At 70.0% G+C, this 15097-nt stretch carries 16 protein-coding genes; 5 read left to right on the forward strand and 11 right to left on the reverse strand.

The features are described 5' to 3' along the window. Positions 1-7: 7 nt before the first annotated feature. From L1066_RS28545 to pdxH, 3 genes are all read right to left on the reverse strand, one after another. The gene (locus tag L1066_RS28545) at positions 8-214 is read right to left on the reverse strand and encodes a sensor histidine kinase (RefSeq protein ID WP_376707668.1); all 207 of its coding nucleotides are present in this window, start codon (positions 212-214) and stop codon (positions 8-10) included. Continuing rightward, on the reverse strand, positions 124-1590 hold the full coding sequence (locus L1066_RS10650) for a GAF domain-containing protein (protein ID WP_235736304.1): 1467 nt from the start codon (positions 1588-1590) through the stop codon (positions 124-126). Before L1066_RS10650 ends, L1066_RS28545 begins: the two co-directional genes overlap by 91 nt. Before the next feature lie 64 nt (positions 1591-1654). Further along, positions 1655-2293 carry a pyridoxamine 5'-phosphate oxidase gene (gene pdxH / locus L1066_RS10655; protein WP_235736305.1) on the reverse strand — a complete coding sequence of 213 codons (639 nt, stop codon included), beginning with the start codon at positions 2291-2293 and terminating at the stop codon, positions 1655-1657. A 99-nt stretch (positions 2294-2392) separates the two neighbouring features. Here pdxH and L1066_RS10660 point away from each other — a divergent pair, with 99 nt between their 5' ends. Next, the gene (locus L1066_RS10660; protein ID WP_235736306.1) at positions 2393-3496 is read left to right on the forward strand and encodes a citrate synthase 2; all 1104 of its coding nucleotides are present in this window, start codon (positions 2393-2395) and stop codon (positions 3494-3496) included. Between the two features lie 65 nt (positions 3497-3561). Here L1066_RS10660 and L1066_RS10665 read toward each other — a convergent pair whose 3' ends face one another. Then, complete coding sequence (locus L1066_RS10665) at positions 3562-4233, reverse strand: response regulator (protein ID WP_235736307.1); 672 nt, start codon at positions 4231-4233, stop codon at positions 3562-3564. Beyond that, complete coding sequence (locus L1066_RS10670) at positions 4230-5333, reverse strand: sensor histidine kinase (protein WP_235736308.1); 1104 nt, start codon at positions 5331-5333, stop codon at positions 4230-4232. The genes L1066_RS10665 and L1066_RS10670 overlap by 4 nt, the downstream gene beginning before the upstream one ends. A 130-nt stretch (positions 5334-5463) precedes the next feature. On the opposite strand from L1066_RS10670, the gene L1066_RS10675 reads away from it, so the two are divergent. Together L1066_RS10675 and L1066_RS10680 are read left to right on the forward strand one after the other, a co-directional pair. Beyond that, entirely contained in the window at positions 5464-6393 is a 930-nt protein-coding gene (locus tag L1066_RS10675) for an ABC transporter ATP-binding protein (RefSeq protein WP_235736309.1), read from the forward strand. Continuing rightward, a complete protein-coding gene (locus tag L1066_RS10680; RefSeq protein WP_235736310.1) occupies positions 6390-7241 on the forward strand; it encodes an ABC-2 transporter permease in 852 nt (283 codons plus the stop codon). Before L1066_RS10675 ends, L1066_RS10680 begins: the two co-directional genes overlap by 4 nt. A gap of 19 nt (positions 7242-7260) precedes the next feature. On the opposite strand, the gene L1066_RS10685 is transcribed toward L1066_RS10680, so the two are convergent. Beyond that, on the reverse strand, positions 7261-7539 hold the full coding sequence (locus tag L1066_RS10685; protein ID WP_235736311.1) for a ribosomal protein L7/L12: 279 nt from the start codon (positions 7537-7539) through the stop codon (positions 7261-7263). 233 nt (positions 7540-7772) lie between these two features. Between L1066_RS10685 and serC the strand changes: the two genes are divergently transcribed. After that, entirely contained in the window at positions 7773-8894 is a 1122-nt protein-coding gene (gene serC, locus L1066_RS10690) for a phosphoserine transaminase (protein ID WP_235736312.1), read from the forward strand. A gap of 6 nt (positions 8895-8900) precedes the next feature. Here serC and L1066_RS10695 read toward each other — a convergent pair whose 3' ends face one another. The 5 genes from L1066_RS10695 to L1066_RS10715 form a co-directional block, all read right to left on the reverse strand. Then, positions 8901-9536, reverse strand: a complete 636-nt coding sequence (locus L1066_RS10695) for a YjiK family protein (RefSeq protein ID WP_235736313.1) — start codon at positions 9534-9536, stop codon at positions 8901-8903. Between the two features lie 5 nt (positions 9537-9541). Next, complete coding sequence (locus tag L1066_RS10700; protein ID WP_235736314.1) at positions 9542-9877, reverse strand: hypothetical protein; 336 nt, start codon at positions 9875-9877, stop codon at positions 9542-9544. 1 nt (position 9878) lies between these two features. Next, entirely contained in the window at positions 9879-11096 is a 1218-nt protein-coding gene (locus L1066_RS10705) for a class I SAM-dependent methyltransferase (RefSeq protein WP_235736315.1), read from the reverse strand. 93 nt (positions 11097-11189) lie between these two features. After that, entirely contained in the window at positions 11190-12077 is an 888-nt protein-coding gene (locus L1066_RS27645; protein WP_235736316.1) for an NUDIX hydrolase, read from the reverse strand. A gap of 9 nt (positions 12078-12086) precedes the next feature. After that, a complete protein-coding gene (locus L1066_RS10715) occupies positions 12087-13925 on the reverse strand; it encodes a sensor histidine kinase (RefSeq protein WP_235736317.1) in 1839 nt (612 codons plus the stop codon). A gap of 87 nt (positions 13926-14012) precedes the next feature. Here L1066_RS10715 and L1066_RS10720 point away from each other — a divergent pair, with 87 nt between their 5' ends. Further along, positions 14013-15092, forward strand: coding sequence for an acyltransferase family protein (locus tag L1066_RS10720; RefSeq protein WP_235736318.1), 1080 nt, complete (start codon positions 14013-14015; stop codon positions 15090-15092). Positions 15093-15097 lie beyond the last annotated feature (5 nt).

Below are 15097 nucleotides of genomic sequence, written 5' to 3' on the forward strand. Positions count from 1 at the left end.
AGCCGGCCTACGTCACGTCGACAACCGAGAGCGGCACCCGCCAGCAGAGGCGGGTGCCGCCGTCGTTCCCGCTGCTGATCGTCGTCGCGCCGCCCAGCTCCTGGGCCCGCATCCGCACATTGCTCAAACCGCTCTCGATCCGACGCCGGTCGACGCCGCGACCGTCGTCCTCGACCACGAGCGTCGCTGCCTCTCCGTCGGTGTCGACGTGCACCCGGCAGGAGGAGGCGTCCGCGTGCTGGGCCACGTTGGAGAGAGCCTCCTCAGCACTGCCAGCATCTGGTTGGCGACACCGTCCGGGACCAAGGTGTCCACCGGGCCCGAGGTCCGCAGCTTCGGGGTGAAGCCCAGGATCGGGGTGTAGCCGACCACGAGATCCGCGAGTTCACCCCGCAGGCTTCCCCGGCGACGCTGGTTGAGCTCGAAGATGCTGGTGCGGATGTCGCGGATCGTGTGGTCGAGGTCGGCCACCGCGTCGGTGAGCCGACTCCGCACGTCGACGTCTGCCACCCGACCACGCAGACCCTGCAACTGCAGGCCGGTGGCGAAGATCCGCTGGATCACCACGTCATGGAGATCCCGAGCGATCCGCTCGCGCTCCGCGACGAGCAGGAACTCCTGTCGGTCGGTCACCGACTGTGCCCGGTCGAAGGCCATCGACGCCTGATCTGCGAAGACCTGGACCAGCTCCGCCGTGTCCTCGTCGACGACACCTCGACCGCCCGGCAACTGAATCACCAGCACCCCGCGCCGCGCGATCATCGTGCGGATCCACACCAGCACCACCGTCGAGGTGCCCGCACCCTGGCGCACCATCAGCGGGGTCCCGTCGCCGAGCAGTGGGATGTCGCTGGCCCACGGGGTCAGCCACTCGGTGACGTCCACGTCCTCGACGGCGTCGACAGCCAGCACCTCGGGACGGCCCTCCGGTGTGGGCACCACGAGGACCGCCATGGTCGCGTCGCACGCGACCCGGGCGCCGGACACCGCTGCCCGGACGGCGGCGCGTACGTCGCCCGCCTGCAACCACTCGGTGACCTGCGCCGAGGCGCGCACCCACTTGCGACGCATCTCGGAGAGCGCGAAGGCGCGAGCGTTGTCGATGACATAGCCGGCCGCACCCGCCAGCGCTTCCACACGCGCCTCGTCGGCGGCCGTGAACAGCTTGCCGCCCTTCTTCTCAGTCAGGTAGAGGTTGCCGAAGACCTGGCCGCGGATCCGCACCGGCGCGCCGAGAAAGGTCTGCATGTCCGGATGGTTCTGCGGAAAGCCTGCGGCGAGCGGATGCGCCGGAACCGAGTCGATCCGCACCGGCCGCTCGGCGTGGGTGATCTCCCCGAGCAGGCCCACCGCTTGGGGCAGCCCCGCGATGTGCCGGGCGATCTCCTCGGACATGCCTTGGGTGACGTGATCGGTGATCCGTCCGTCGTCCCCCAGCACGGCCAGGAAGCCGTACTTGGCCTCGGTGATCGCACACGCCGTGTCGATGATCCGCCGCAGCACGCAGTTGAGGTCAAGGTCTGAGCCGATCGCGACCACTGCGTCGAGCAGCAGCGCGGCGTCGTCAGGTGTCGGGGTCTCGGCGGTCACCCGTCGAGGGTAGTCACGCCCGACCGCACCGTCCGCAGCTTTCGACGAAGTCTGACCGATCGGGTCAAGGTGCCAACCGGACGACTCGCCATCCGTCGCCATCGGGCAGGTAGCAGAGCCGGTCGTGCAGTCGGTTGGGCCGGCCCTGCCAGAACTCCCAACGCTGTGGCCGCACGAGATAACCGCCCCACTCGTCGGGAACGGGCACCTCATCCGGGTGGGCCGTCTCCGCAGCGGTGAAGGCGTCGGCGAGAGCATCCGCCGTCGTCGGCCGCGACTGGCGCGAGGCCCACGCCCCGATCTGGGCTCCCCGCGGCCGCGACGAGAAGTACGTCGCCACATCGGCTCGCGACAACGGTTCCGCCACGCCCTCGATGCGGATCTGGCGCTCAATCGGGTGCCACGGGAAGAGGAGTGCGCAGTGCGGGTTGGCCTCCAGGTCGTTGCCCTTCCGGGAACCGTGGTTGGTGAAGAAGCGGGCTCCCTCATGGTCGAGACCCTTCAGCAGCACCGTCCGCACCGACGGATGACCCTCGGCAGAGACGGTGGCCACCACCATCGCGTTGGGCTCCGGCAGGCCGACGGCGTCGTCGTACCAGCGCCGGAACATCTGCACGGGATCCGGCTCGAGGTCGGCCTCGACCAGACCGCTCCGGGAGTAGTCGGTGCGACGGGCTGCCCACGGGTTGTCGGAATCGCTCACACCCCGACCCTATTGCCCTGGACGCCCACGGGGCAGAATGCGAGATGCCCGACCGGACGGGTCGGGACCGAAGCAAACGGAGCAGAGGAGTCACCCCGAATGACTGAGGTGCACGAGGGCCTGGAAGGCGTCATCGCGTTCAAGACCGAGATCGCTGAACCCGACAAGGAAGGGTCGGCGCTCCGGTACCGCGGTGTCGACATCGAGGACATCGTCGGCAGGGTGCCGTTCGAGAACGTCTGGGGTCTACTGATCGACGGCAGCTACGCGCCCGGCCTGCCGCCGGCCGAGCCCTTCAACCTCCCCGTGCACACCGGCGACGTCCGCGTCGACGTGCAGGCCGCCGTCGCCATGTTGGCTCCGGCCTTCGGCTTCGGTCAGACCTACGACATCAGTGACGAGCAGGCCCGCGACGACCTCGCCCGGGTCGCCGTCATGGTGCTCTCCTACGCCGCCCAGTCCGCGCGCGGCCTCCACAAGCCGGTCGTCTCCCAGAGCACCGTCGACGAGGGCAAGACCCTGGCCGAGAAGTTCCTCATCCGTTGGAAGGGCGAGGCCGACCCCAAGCACGTCAAGGCGATCGACGCCTACTGGAGCTCCGCGGCCGAGCACGGAATGAATGCCTCCACGTTCACCGCACGCGTGATCACCTCGACGGGTGCCGACGTTGCGGCCGCCTTCTCCGGTGCCATCGGGGCGATGTCGGGTCCGCTGCACGGTGGCGCACCCTCGCGGGTTCTCGGCATGATCCGCGACGTCGAGGAGCGCGGGGACGCGGGCGCCTACGTCAAGGACCTGCTCGACTCCGGTGAGCGCCTCATGGGCTTCGGCCACCGCGTCTACCGTGCCGAGGACCCGCGGGCGCGGGTGCTGCGCCGTACGGCCAAGGAACTCGACGCGCCGCGCTACGAGGTCGCCGAGGCCTTGGAGAAGGCCGCGTTGGCGGAGCTCCGCGAGCGTCGTCCCGACCGGGTGCTCGAGACCAACGTGGAGTTCTGGGCGGCGATCGTGCTCGACTTCGCCGAGGTCCCGGCCAACATGTTCACTTCGATGTTCACCTGTGCCCGCACCGGCGGGTGGTCGGCCCACATCCTGGAGCAGAAGAAGACCGGCCGCCTGATCCGTCCGTCCGCGCTCTACGCCGGTCCCGGCCCGCGTCCTGCCGAGACCGTCGAGGGCTGGAACGCCGACTGGGCCGTTTGAGCCACCCGGTCATCAACCACACTCGGTGGTCGAGCCTGTCGAGACCACGATCTCGACAGGCTCGATCAACCGCGCGGTGGTTCGAGTCCCGACTCGATCGCGAAGACGACCAGCTGCGCACGGTCGCGGGCCGCGAGCTTCACCATGGCCCGGGACACGTGTGTGCGCACGGTGTCGGGACTGACGACCAACCGTTCGGCGATCTCCTGGTTCGACAGGCCGGTCGCCACCCACGCCACCATCTCGCGCTCCCGCTCGGTCAGCCGACCGATCTCCGGATGTGGCGAGCGTCGTGGAGTCCCGGCACCGAAGTGTTCGATCACCCGTCGGGTCACGGACGGTGCGAGCAACGAGCCTCCCGCAGCGACCACCCGGACGGCCTCGAGCAGCGTGGCCGGCTCGGCGTCCTTGAGCAGGAACCCGCTGGCTCCCAGCCGCAGCGCCTCGAAGACGTATTCGTCGAGTTCGAACGTGGTCAGCATGACCAATCGGACATCGACCAGCTCAGCGTCCTGACCGACCGAACGCAACAGTTCGAGACCGTCCGTGCCGGGCATGCGGATGTCGCACAGGACCACGTCGGGGCGCTCACGACGGATCGTCATCAGGCCGCTCCTGCCGTCTTCCGCCTCCCCCACCACGTCGAGGTCGTTCTCGCTGCCGAGCAGGGTGCGCAACCCCATCCGCACCAGCGCCTGGTCGTCGACCAGGACGACCCTGATCGGGCCCGCAGTCATGAGCCGAGCGGGAGGACCGCCCGCACCCGGAAACCGCCGCCAACGGCCGTCTCGGCGGACAACGTGCCGCCCAACGCGGTGACTCGTGATCGCATGCCCGACAACCCCATGCCCTCATCGTGCACCACTGCTCCGACACCGTCATCCGTGACGACGACGACCAACGACGTCTGCTGCTCCTGCAGGTCCACCGACACGGTGCGTGCCCGCGCATGGCGCAACACGTTGGTCAGCGACTCCTGGACCACGCCGTAGGCAACCGCGTCGGCCGCACCGCTCACCTGCACCGGCGTGCCGGTGACCCGCACGTCCACCCCCGCAGCCTGCACCCGCTCCACGAGCACGTCGAGGTCGGCGAGCCCGCGGCGCGGCGCACGTGGTGCCGCGTCCCCGGTGATCTGGGAGAGCTCGCTGCGCAACGCCTCCAGTGACTCCCGACTGGTGTCACGGATCGCGGTCAGCGCAGCCCGGACCGCTTCGGTGTCTCGTTCGAGCAGGTGCAACCCGACTCCCGCCTGCATCGCGATCACGGCGAGTCCGTGGCCGACACCGTCATGCAGGTCCTGCGCCATCCGCAACTGTTCCTCGGTCGCGATCCTCGATGCCCGGTCCTGGTCCGCGCTCCGCCCGTGCCGGATCGTCGTCCCGATCGCAGTGGCAGCAGCGACCAATGCCCCGACACCGATCGACTGCCACGTCCCGATCACGACCTCGTCCCAACGCAGGCCGCGGATCAGCAGGCCCAACCAGAGCAGGGCCGACGCCCCGAGAAGCACCGGGAGCCAGACCCCGAAGGGCCGTCGCAACGCGAGCAGGAAGGAGGCGACGACCAGCACGAAGAAGATCGGGCCGTTCTCGCCGCCGGCCGCGAAGTAGCCACCGCTCAGGGCCCCCGACGCCAGGAGGACGGCGGGCTGCCGGTCGATCGCAAAGAGGGTGGTGGCGGCGGCGAGTGCAAGCGCCACCACCGCGACCCGGGCACCGAGACCGGCGTCGTACTCTCCGTCCCGCGCGAGGTTGGCACCGACGGAGCCGCCACTGATGACCACCGCCACCGGGATCAGCCACCAACGTCTCTTGAGCCACACATTCCTCTCCATGGCACCGACGCTATGCCCGAGCCGGCCCGAGGACGTACGACCGGGGAGGCAGCCCCGTACGCACTCCTGCGTAGGACGGAGCCGCTCTCCCGCTGACGCGCGGGAGGCCGATCCGCGGCAACCTCGACACATGTTCGACAACGTGGTCCAGACACATGAGTTGACCAAGCGGTACGGCGACCGGGTGGCCGTCGACCGGGTCGACCTCACCGTCCGGCGTGGTGAGGTCTATGGCTTCCTCGGTCCCAACGGCGCCGGCAAGACAACCACCCTGCGGATGGTGCTCGGCCTGATCGAGGCGACGTCGGGCAGCGCCCAGGTGCTCGGCCAGCCGACCGGCCGTCCCGAGGTCACTGCCCGCGTCGGTGCCCTCATCGAGGGCCCCGGCTTCTATCCCTACCTGTCGGGACGCGACAACCTGAAGGTGCTTGCCCGTTACCGCCGGCTGCCCGACACCGAGGTCGCGGCAGCCCTGGCTCGCGTCAGCCTCACCGAGCGGGGCGATGACCGGTTCTCGTCGTACTCGCTCGGCATGAAGCAACGTCTCGGCGTTGCCGCCGCCCTGATGGGGGCGCCGGAACTGATCGTGCTCGACGAGCCCACCAACGGGCTCGATCCCGCCGGCATGGCCGACATGCGGTCGTTGATCGTGGAGCTGGCCCGGGGCGGGCAGACGGTGCTGCTCTCCAGCCACCTGCTCGACGAGGTCGAGGAGATCTGTGACCGGGTCGGAGTCATCGACAGGGGCCGGCTGCTGCGGGAAGCACGCGTGAGCGAGCTGCGCGGCGAGTCCCGGCTCACCATCGTCGGGACGCCCCTCGACGCGGCGCTCGCCGTCGCGATGCGTGTCGCGGGTGATGACGGCGTCCACGTCGACGGGGACCGGGTCGAGGTCGACCGCCCCACCGCCGCTGCCCCCGAGCTGGTCCGCGCAATGGTCGCCGCCGGTGTCGACGTGCACGAGGTCCGGAGCAGCGAGCGCAGCCTGGAGGACGTCTTCTTCGAACTCACCGGCCCCGAGCACCGAAATGACGACCACCAGAGGGAGAAGAAGTCATGAGCACGCTGATCGCCTGCACGCGCGCCGAACTGCTCCGGCTGCGGAAGTGGCCGGCAGTCTGGGTGACCCTCGGCGCCTGGCTGGCGCTGAGTCTGATGTTCGGCTACCTGTTCAACTACCTCGCCTACACCAGCGGCGACACGAGCTTCTCCAACGAAGGCAGCACCCGGGAGTCCCTGCTGGCGGAGATGATGCCGGCCAGCGTCCCGGACGTCTTCGTGCAGGGAATGCCGATGTTCGGCGGTGCCCTGATGATGGTGCTCGGCGCGATCGTCGCCGGCAACGGCTACGGCTGGGGCACCTGGAAGACCGTCTTCACCCAGGGTCCGTCGCGTACGACGGTCGTGGGCGGGTCGATCGCGGCACTCACCCTCTTCGTGATGGGGATCCTGGTCGTCTCGTTCGGCTTCGACCTGGGCTGCTCGCTGGTGATCGCGGCCACGGAGTCGCAACCGGTGGTCTGGCCGTCACTGGGCTCGGTCGCCGCCTCGTTCGGAGCCGGATTCCTGGTGCTTCAGATGTGGACCATGGCCGGTTACCTGCTCGGCACCCTCGCTCGCGGACCGGCACTTTCGGTCGGGCTCGGTCTGGTGTGGGCGCTGGTCGTGGAGAACCTGCTGCGCGGGGTGGGCAACCTGCTGAGCCCGGTGGAGGCGATCACCTCCGTCCTCCCGGGGACGGCTGCCGGCTCGCTGGTCGGATCGCTGATCGGGGTCGGCGGCAGCGACGGCACCCCCGGCGTGCTCGACGCGATCTCCGGCACCCGGGCCGGCTGGACCCTGCTCGCCTACGTGATCCTGCTGCCGGTCGTGGCCACCTGGTTGGTACGCCGCCGCGACGTCGCCTGAACCGCACGGGCCAGGGGCATCAGAGTCGTTCAACGGTCTCCTTCGCCTCTCTCAGGCCGACCCCGGTCAGCTCGCGGTAGACCTTGATCGCGTGGATCAGCTTGCCCTGCTGCTTCAGCGCCATCACCTCGGTGAGGTCCGGTCCAGCAAGACCGGCTGCCGACGCCGCTTCGCCGCTGGGCGCCGCAGCACCCTGCTGCAGACTCAGCGCCGCCAGGGTTCGCTCCAACTGCTCGACCCGCCTGCTCAGCCGCTCGAACTCGTCGCGGGAGACCTCACCGCCACTGAAAATTCCCATGCGGCGACCCTAGACGCTCCTGCGTGCCCGTTCGGGTCTGCAACGTCGACGCGGGAGCCGGTGCTGATCCCTCACCCCTTGGCCGGCCCGGGCTGCGGCATGCGGACTCCTTCGGGGCACCTGCGTGGCGGGTGCGAGAATGGGGCCGTCAGGGGCCAGCACGTGCACCACGCCAGGTGCCGCACCACCGCTGGACCCCATCCCCCAGCGTCCTCACCGGAAAGGTTGTCGTCGTGACCGACGTCCAGATCCCTGCCAGCCTCAAGCCCGCCGACGGCCGGTTCGGCGCCGGTCCCTCGAAGATCCAGACCTCTCACCTGGACGCGCTCGCCGCGACCGGGGACCGCCTCCTCGGCACCTCCCACCGCCAGGCTCCGGTGAAGGACACCGTCGGCCGCGTGCGCGACGGCCTGGCCTCGCTCTTCAACCTGCCCGAGGGCTACGAGATCGTCCTCGGCAACGGTGGCGCCACCGCCTTCTGGGACATCGCTGCGTTCGGCCTGATCCGCAACAAGAGCCAGCACCTGACCTTCGGCGAGTTCTCGTCCAAGTTCGCCACCTCCACCAAGAAGGCGCCGTGGCTCGCCGAGCCGTCGGTGATCTCGTCCGACCCGGGTTCACGTCCCGACCCGGTCGCCGAGGACGGCGTCGACGCCTACGCGTGGGCCCACAACGAGACCTCCACCGCCGTCATGGCACCCGTGGTGCGTCCCGCCGGCATCGCCGACGACGCGCTCGTGTTGGTCGACGCCACCTCCGGCGCCGGCGGCCTGCCGGTCGACCTCAACGAGGTCGACGCCTACTACTTCGCCCCGCAGAAGTGCTTCGCCTCCGACGGTGGCCTCTGGATCGCTGCCATGTCGCCGCGGGCCCTCGCGCGCGCCGAGGAGATCGCGGCGACCGACCGCTACGTCCCGCCGTTCTTCAGCCTGCCGACCGCGATCGACAACTCGAAGAAGAACCAGACCTACAACACCCCGTCGGTCGCCACCCTCTTCCTCATGGCCGAGCAGCTCGACTGGATGAACGCCCAGGGCGGTCTCGCCGGCATGGTCGCACGCACCACCGCCTCCTCCGAGGCGCTCTACGGCTGGGCCGAGAAGACCTCCTACACGACGCCGTACGTCACCAACCCCGACCACCGCTCGCTGGTGATCGGCACGGTCGACTTCGACGACGACATCGACGCCGCACAGGTCGCCAAGGTGCTGCGCGCCAACGGCATCGTCGACACCGAGCCCTACCGCAAGCTCGGCCGCAACCAGCTGCGGATCGCGATGTACCCGGCCGTGGACCCGACCGACGTCGAGGCGCTCACCGCCTGCATCGACCACGTGGTCTCCGCGCTCTCCTGATCCGCCTCAGCGTGGGCGCAGTGACCTGATCAGCACCACGAGGGCGATCACGCCCACACCGGTGCCGACCAGCCACGGCCAGCGTTCCGGTTCATCGCCGACGGACGTCCCCTCGGGGGCGTCCGTCGTCGTTCCGGCACCCTCGTCGGATGCGGAGGCGTCATCCTCCGCATCGGCCGAGCCCGCGAGAGCGGCAGCCAGCTCGTCCGGCAGCAGGATCCTCAGCACGTCGGAGTCGACGCCTTCCGAACTCACGAAGATCTCGCCGGTCGGGTCGACGGCCAGCCCTTCACCCTGCTGCTGAGCCGGCAGGATCATCCGCCCGGCCTCCTCGAAGCCGGGCGCCGCGAGCGCCACCAACTGCCCGTAGTTGCGCACCAACAGTCGGGTCCCGTCCGGGGTCCACGCCGCGTCGGTGACCAGTCCCGGGGCCTCGGCCACGGCTTCCAGCTCATTGGGCCCCTCCGCGTCGAGGTGCTTCGGCGCTCGATAGACGGTGCCTCCGAACACCCCCTTGCTGACCAGGTGCAGCCGCCCGGTGCCGGGATCGACCGCGAGCGCCTCGGCATCACGCGGTCCGTCGGGATACACGAACTCGTAGGCCTCGCCGATGACACTCCGGTCTCCGCGGCCGAACGGCACTCGGGTCACCGTGATCGAGTCACGACTCCCCGGTTGTCGCCGATGTCGCCGACCCACACCTCGTCGGGACCGGCCGGTGCGAGTGCCTCGATGTCGCGGGCCTGGCCCGCCCACCTCGTCACCCCCACCGTCTTCCCGGTGCCGCGGTCGACGGTGAAGATCCGGGCCGAGTCACCGGAGTCGTTGACCGTCACGGCCAGGTCGTCGGTCATGACCAGGCCGCTGGACTCCACGATCTCCGGGTCACGGAAGGTGAACTCGACCTCGGAATCAGGGGCGGTCGGCCCGGCGAGGAGCGCGATCGCCAACGGCACCGTCAGCAGTGCTGCACCGACTGCCACCTCACACCTCATCGAGCAGCACGGCCAGGTGCGGCCGGATCGCCCACGCCTCCACCAGCTCGGAGTATTCCTTCCGGGCGCCGCCGCCGGTGACCTTCTTACCCGTCCGTACGGATCGGAGCATCGTGTTGCGGGGCGTGTGCTGGCTCTCGACGAACTCCACGACGTCGACACGGTAGCCGTGCAGGCGCAGCAGCGCCGCGCGCAGCGCGTCCGTCAGGGTGTCGGCGAAGCGCTCTCGCAAGATGCCGTGTCGCGTCACCATCGCGTAGGGCGACGGCGTGGGGGTACGACGCATCTGCGCGGCGATGTCGTGGTGGCAGCAGGGGGCGGCCAGCACCAGCGAAGCCTCCCAGTCGACCGCCCGGGCGAGTGCGTCGTCGGTCGCGGTGTCGCAGGCGTGGAGCGCCAACACGACCTCCGGCGTACGTTCGAGGACGACGTCGCCGATGCCACCGACGACGAAGTCGGTCTGCTCGGAGATGCCCAGTCCCGCCGCCACGTCACTGTTGTGGCGGGCCGACTGCTCCTTCACGTCGACGCCTGTGAGATGCACCGGCAGTTCCCGCACGTGGGAGAGGAAGCGGTGCGCGGCGAAGGTCAGGTAGGCATTGCCACAGCCGAGGTCGACCACCCGCAGCGGGTCGCCAGCGGTCGGCTTGCGGAGATGCCCCGACTTGATGGCGTCGGTGATGCCGGTGTCGAGCAGCCGGAGGAACTCCTCGACCTGGCGATACTTCGCTTGCCGGGTCGGTTTGATCCGGCCGTCCTTGTCGGAGATCCCCAGCGCCACCAAGACGGGGTCGTCCTCGGGGAGCAACCGCTGCTTGGCCATGTCGTGCTCGCGCGTCGGCTCGACCTGCTCCTCGCGCGCAGCGGTGTGGAGGAAGGCCTCCTGCTTGCGCGTCACCTTGACCTGGTGCTGCTCGGTGGTGGTCTCGACGTGCCAGTTGGCGAACGGCTCGTCGAGCAGGTCGTCGACGGCGTCGCGGGCCTCGTCGCCGATCGGGTGATTGCTGGTGAAGGCCTGCGTGTCGTCGTACGCCGTCACCTGCAGGCTGCGGCCACCCTTGAGGTCGACCCAACGCAACTCCACCCGTCGCCACTTCGTCTGCTGGCCGCGGATCCGCCCGGAGCCCACCGCGCGCACGAGCACGGTGTCGTCGAGGATCAGGCTGCGCATCCGGGAGAGGACCCGCAGGACCGGCTCGGCAGCCATCAGAGCACCGCGGCGATGATGACGACGATGAGCAGGGCGGCCAACGCCAACGGGATGACCAGACGGCGGTGACGGGGATTCATGCCCGTCAGACTACCGGCGCGTCAGCGCGTGCCGGACCACGTCGAGCACCGGCACCGCACCCGAGGTGATGTCGGCCACCGACACCCACTCCACCCGGTCGGTGGTGCCGCCCACCTCGACCACGTGCGGCTCGGCGTCGGCGGCGATGCTGCCCTCGAAGACGAGGTGGATGCCGTGGAAGTCCTCCTGGCGACCGCTCGGCGCGGTGCCCTCGAAGTGCACGTCGTGCACGGTGAGCAACCTGCCCACCTCGACCGGCGTCCCGCACTCCTCCGCGAACTCCCGCACGAGCGCGTCGGCAGGGGTCTCGCCGTGTTCCACTCCGCCCCCGGGCAACGTCCAGCTCCCGCTGTGGTGGCCCCGCGCGGAGATGCGGGTCAACAGCACCCGATCGTCACGACGTACGAGGGCGTAGGCGGCGAGCCGCTGCATCCGACGCCGGACGTGGTCGGCCAACGCGTCGTGGACGAGCGCGGTCGCCGGGACCGTGCCGTCGAGCACCGCCGACAAGGGGTGCCACGCCGCCTCCACGGTCGAGCCGTCGACCTCGACGACCCGCGGCTCGGGTGCGTCCTTGGGGACCCACCCTTCGTAGACGATGCGCAGCGCATGGTAGTCGGAACGGCCGCCTCGCCCCGGCTCCGCGGGACCGGCCTTGGGGTTGTGCATGGAGTAGACGCGGGCCTCGTCGCCGATCTCCGCCTCGAGACCGGTCTCCTCCTCGATCTCACGCAGTACCGCGGTCCGTGGGTCCTCGCCGTGGTCGAGGCCGCCGCCGGGCAGTGTCCACAACGGCGAGCGGGAGATGCGTGGTGCCAGTCGGGACAGCAGGATCTCGTCGTCGCGGATGATGACGGCGTACGCCGCCACCCGCTGTCGTTTCGGAACCCTGGCCACACGTCGATCCTAGTGGGCTCCGGATGCGACTTGTGGGGCTGGTGGGACCGGCAGGTCGGGGATGCGGGCCTCCACCTCGAACCCACCGCCCTGATCCTCCCGCAGCGGCCCGGCACGGAAGACGCCGCCGCACGCGTTCACCGACTCCGCCAAGCCGCGCAGACCGAACCCCGTGCCGACACCCGAACCGACGTCGACCGTCCCGTGATTGCGCACACGCACCACCAGGTCGTCGCCGTCGTGTTCCAGATCGACCCGGACCCTGGCGCCCGGGGCATGCTTGAGCACGTTGGTGAGCGCCTCGTTGACCACCCGCCAGGCGGTCTCGGCGCCGGCCGGGTCCCGTGCCTCGTCCACGAGGCGGGCCGTGACCAGAGCACCACCGCTGCGGGCGCGCTCACACAGGACCTCCAACTCCGGCCGCAGACTTCCGGCGGCCGCCTGCAGGCTCCGTTCCAGCGCGGTGACTCCGTCGAGTGCTTCCTCCCCGACGCTCACCACGGTGGCCAGAGCCCGTCGTGCCGTCTCCGGGTCACGCACGCAGGTGGCCTCGGCCGCGGTGGCCTGCATCAACATCACCCCGACCGCGTGGCTGGCGGCGTCGTGCAGGTCCCGGGCCACCGCTATCCGCTCCTCGGCGACTGCGGCCTCGACGGCGGTCCGCAGAAGGCGTTCGTACGCCTCCGCCCGTCGCCGCACCATCACCTGCTTCTCGTCGAGGGCCTGCCGCCCACGGGCACCCAGACCCGCCAGAACCACCACGGCAACGAACACCACCGCATTGCTCCCGCCCTGCGGTATCGCCGCCACCACCCCGCCGAGGACGAGCAAGCCCAGGGCGCCGGCGGCCGCACCTGCCGGCGCAAGCGCTGCGCGCCATGCCGACAACCAGACCGCGAGCGCGGCCGTCGGGCCGACCACGAGCCCGACGCCCGCAACGCCTTGCAGGACCAGTGCGACCGCCGCCACGCCACAGGCCACCACCGGCGTCCTCCGGGCCACGGCCAGGGAAGCCCCCACCAGCAACAGGCCAAGCGGCAGCGGGGCGGAACCCGCTTGGAACAACCACTCCGCGAAAGCGAGCAGCACGACCCCCGCAGCGATGAGGACGTCGTGTCGGCGGCGGGCTGCCCACGGCACCGGCCGCGCCGGGCCGGACTCTGCCGCGGACGCCGGGGAACGCAGCATGTCCAACAGGCTCCGAAGCTCCGTCACCGCCGCTGTGCCGCGGCGACGCACCCGGCCGACCGACTGCGGGTCCAGCAGCACCAGGGCCTCCTGGGCGAACTCCCGCATCTCGCGGGTCGCCGTCGCGAGCAGCGCCGCCGCCCTCCTCGCCGACCGCTGGCGCTCAGCAGCGACGATCCGGCGTGCCCGGACCGCTACCTCCTCCGCCTCAAGACGCTCCAGCTCATCCTCGGCCTCACGGACCAGTTCCGTCCGCCTGCTCAGTTCGCCTCCGAGTGCGAAGACAGCCGCGAAGAGAGCCAGCCCCGCCACCTGGCGCGGCGGTCTCAGGTCGGTGCTCACGATGATCGCCCAGGCGAGGAGCAGCGGCAGCAGCGCTTGGGGCAACCGCGCTCGCCGCCCCACCAAGAACATCGCGCCCAGGCCGGCGACCATCCCGGAGGCGTTGTCGTGCGGCGCCCCAAGGAGGAGGCCGATTCCCTGACCTGCTCCGATCAACAGCGCACCAGCGATCGGCGCCACCCGCATCAGGAGGGCACCGGCAGCGAAGAACGCCGGCACGACGAACACGACCGGCGTCTGCGGCGCCAGGAGCAGAGCCGCCCACGCAGCGCCGGCGATCGCAAGCCACGACGTACCACGGGTTCCGGCCCTGCGCATGGGGTCGATGCTAGGGCTTGTCGACGGCATCCGGGCCCGATCCGAGGCCCCTTGGGATGAGCACCCAGCGCGCTACGGTGGGCTGACATGGCTCGAGATCCCTGGTTGGACAACGCGAAATTCGCGCTCGTCACGCTCGTCGTCTTCGGGCACATCCTGGGACTGGTGCTCGTCGATGAGCGCAACGTGCAGGTCTACACGTGGATCTACTTCTTCCACATGCCGGCGTTCGTGCTGATCTCCGGCTACCTGTCGCGGAGCTTCCGATCGGACCGGGACCACCTGATCTCACTCGCCTCCACGCTGCTGCTTCCCTACCTGATCTTCGACGCGGCGATGTACCAGTGGCGTGAGCACCTGGGTCAGGCACAGACCGGCGCCGTCTGGCTCGAACCGCACTACGCGATGTGGTACCTCATCGTGCTCGCGATGTGGCGTCTGGCCACTCCGCTGCTGCGCAAACACTGGCTGGTGATCCCGCTGTCGGTGCCGTTGAGCCTGTGGGCCGGCACTCTCGACTTCACCCTGCTCGGCATCCCCAAGGCATTCGCGATGCTCCCCTTCTTCGTGATCGGCCTGCACGCGCGGAGCAGTTGGTTGGCCCACCTCACCACGTGGTGGGTGCGGATCCCGGCGGTCGGTGCGCTGGTGTGGCTGTGGCACTCCGCTGCCGACATCCAGGACTGGGCACGCGTCGCCTTCCTGTGGTGGGACCGCAGCTATGAGGTGCTGGGCTACGGGGCCGAGGAGTCCTACGAGATCCGGGCGCGTCTGCTCGCCATGAGCTTGGTGGGGGCGTTGGCCGCCCTCGCCTTGGTCCCGCGCCGGACCACCTTCTTCACCGGCCTCGGCTCCGCCTCTCTCGTGGTCTACCTCGGCCACGCCTTCGCAGTGCGGTGGGCACAGAGCGCGGAACTCTTCGACTGGGCTCCCGACCACCCCACTGCCGCCCTGTGGACTGCCGCCGGGGCAGCTGTGGCACTGGCCCTGTCCCTGGCCTGCCCGCCGGTCTCACGGCGCCTGGTCTGGGTGGTCGACCCGATCGGTTCCATCCGGCGGCACCGGAGCAGGCAAGTGGTGTCGCCGGAGGCGCCACGGGCGGAGTCGCTGAGGGATGAGCCCGAGACGGATCGCCCGGTGCCCGGACCGTCCGATCCCATCCGTTAGCGTGC

This window comes from Nocardioides alcanivorans (genome assembly GCF_021555175.1).
Taxonomy (GTDB): domain Bacteria; phylum Actinomycetota; class Actinomycetes; order Propionibacteriales; family Nocardioidaceae; genus Nocardioides; species Nocardioides alcanivorans.

What these genes read in the sequence shown, in the direction of transcription:
- L1066_RS10660 (WP_235736306.1), top strand. Translation starts at nt 2,393, where the DNA reads ATGACTGAGGTGCACGAGGGCCTGGAAGGCGTCATCGCGTTCAAGACC.
- L1066_RS10665 (WP_235736307.1), bottom strand. Translation starts at nt 4,233, where the DNA reads ATGACTGCGGGCCCGATCAGGGTCGTCCTGGTCGACGACCAGGCGCTG.
- L1066_RS10670 (WP_235736308.1), bottom strand. Translation starts at nt 5,333, where the DNA reads ATGGAGAGGAATGTGTGGCTCAAGAGACGTTGGTGGCTGATCCCGGTG.
- L1066_RS10675 (WP_235736309.1), top strand. Translation starts at nt 5,464, where the DNA reads ATGTTCGACAACGTGGTCCAGACACATGAGTTGACCAAGCGGTACGGC.
- L1066_RS10680 (WP_235736310.1), top strand. Translation starts at nt 6,390, where the DNA reads ATGAGCACGCTGATCGCCTGCACGCGCGCCGAACTGCTCCGGCTGCGG.
- L1066_RS10685 (WP_235736311.1), bottom strand. Translation starts at nt 7,539, where the DNA reads ATGGGAATTTTCAGTGGCGGTGAGGTCTCCCGCGACGAGTTCGAGCGG.
- L1066_RS10705 (WP_235736315.1), bottom strand. Translation starts at nt 11,096, where the DNA reads ATGGCTGCCGAGCCGGTCCTGCGGGTCCTCTCCCGGATGCGCAGCCTG.
- L1066_RS10715 (WP_235736317.1), bottom strand. Translation starts at nt 13,925, where the DNA reads ATGCGCAGGGCCGGAACCCGTGGTACGTCGTGGCTTGCGATCGCCGGC.
- L1066_RS10720 (WP_235736318.1), top strand. Translation starts at nt 14,013, where the DNA reads ATGGCTCGAGATCCCTGGTTGGACAACGCGAAATTCGCGCTCGTCACG.